Genomic DNA, 1,905 nt, shown 5'->3' with positions numbered 1-1,905 from the left:
CAGACGGTTCGCCTGCGCCTCCAGCTCGGCATAGCTCAGCGTCCGGCCGCCAAAGCTCAAAGCAGGACGCGCACCATGCAGAGCCGCCTGCTCAGCAATCACGTCAGGAACCAGAGGACCGGCGGTCAGGCTGTCGTCACGGGATGCGTTCCAGCCGGCAAAGCTCCGCCAGCCCTCCTCGTCGAGCAACCCGAACCCGCCCAACCGGCGCCCCACATCTTCGGTCAGGGCCAGTAGAAGCCCACGGATCTGGTCGGCAAGGCGACCAACCTCATCGTCACCAATCCGGTCGCGCCAATGGCTGAAGGTGAGCGTCAGCCGCTCTCCCGCTCCCATCAGCAGGGTCAGCGGGACGCTGGTGAGTTCATGGTTCCGTGGAACGCCGAACCGCAGGCCGCCGGTGTCTCCGCGGCCGAACGCATCGGACAGCGGATAATTCTCGAAAACCAGCAGGCTATCGAACAGCATCTCGCCGCCATGACCGGACCAGCGCTGGATATCGGACAGCGGCGTATATTCGTGCTCCCGCATTTCAAGGTTGCGGGCCTGGAGGCCGGTCAGCCACTCCGAAACCGTCAGGGCCGGGTGCGGCGTGCCGACCAGCGGCAGCGTGTTGATGAACAAGCCGATCTGCCGCTCGATGCCCGGCAGTTCGGCCGGGCGGCCGGAGACCGTGACGCCCGCCGTCACCGTGCCCTGCCCGGTCCGGCGGTGCAGAAGCAGCAGCCATGCCGCCTGGACCAGCGTGTTGAGCGTGACCTGAGCCTGACGGGCGAAACGGGTCAACCGCAGGGTTTCCCCCTCGTCGAAGACCAGTTCGAGAACCCCATGCCCTTCCGCAGCATCCGGTTGCCCGCCGGCCGCAGCGATCCTCGTCGGCTGGTCGATTTCAGCGGTGCGGGCCCGCCAGAAGGCCTCCGACGCCGCCCGGTCACGCCCCTGCAGCCACGCCACATGGTCGCGGAAGCGTCCGCCGTCCGTTGCCGGGGCATGGCCGGCATAGCGCTGCAGCACCTCTCCCAGAAGCTGCGAGCTGCTCCAGCCGTCCAGCAGGATGTGGTGGCTGGTCAGGATCACATGGTGGCGCTCCTGACCCGTGCGTACCACCGTCAGCCGCAACAGCGGCGGTGACGCAAGGTCGAAGCCGGCCTGCCGCTCCGCCTCCGCGAGAGCCTCCAGGCGGGCGGAAGGCTCCGCATCGCCGCGCCAGTCCTCAAGCCGCAGCGGCACCGCCGCCTTGCGCCGGATCGCCTGCAGCGGATGGTCCAGCCCCTCCCACAGGAAGCCGGCGCGCAGGCTGTCATGTCTATCGACCGCCCCCTGCCACGCCACGTGGAAGCGGGCCACGTCCAACCCCTCCACATCCACCCGCATCTGGTTGATGTAGGCGTCGCCCCCGGGCTCGTAGAGCGCATGGAACAGCATGCCCTGCTGCATCGGCGTCAGCGGATAGAGGTCCTCCACCTCCCGCGCCGGCAGGGCCAGCGCGTCCAGCTGCGCCTGGGTCAGACCGGCCAGCGGCACGTCCGACGGCGTCAGCCCGCCGGCCGATGCCTCGCAATGCGCCACCAGCGCCTGCAACTCCTCCCCATAGGCCGCGGCCAGACCCTCGACAACCGACGCCCCGAGCACCGACCGGCTGTAGCTCCAGTCGAACATCAGCTCGCCGTTATGGACCTGACCGTTCAGCGTCAGCCAGTTGCCCAGCGGCGCAGCGGCATCCTGGCTGCTGCCCGCCGGCTCGTCGGCCGGGACGAAGCGGGCCCCGGCATCGAAGCTGCCGTCGAACTGGCCGAGATAGTTGAAGGTTACCCGCGCCTCGGGCAGGGCACGCAGGGCCGTCCGGCTCTCCGCATCGCCGAGATGGCGCAGCACGCCATAGCCCAGCCCGTTGGACGGCACCGC

1 protein-coding gene is annotated in these 1,905 nt (G+C 69.1%); it reads right to left on the bottom strand.

What is annotated here, in order from left to right; all coding sequences use genetic code 11:
- A partial coding sequence (locus J2848_RS35770; RefSeq protein WP_253568873.1) for a condensation domain-containing protein occupies nucleotides 1–1,905 on the bottom strand: 1,905 nt, incomplete at both ends.

The sequence above is a fragment of the Azospirillum lipoferum genome, assembly GCF_024170005.1.
Taxonomy (GTDB): Bacteria; Pseudomonadota; Alphaproteobacteria; order Azospirillales; family Azospirillaceae; genus Azospirillum; species Azospirillum lipoferum.
This window is presented reverse-complemented; position numbering and strand designations above follow the sequence as displayed.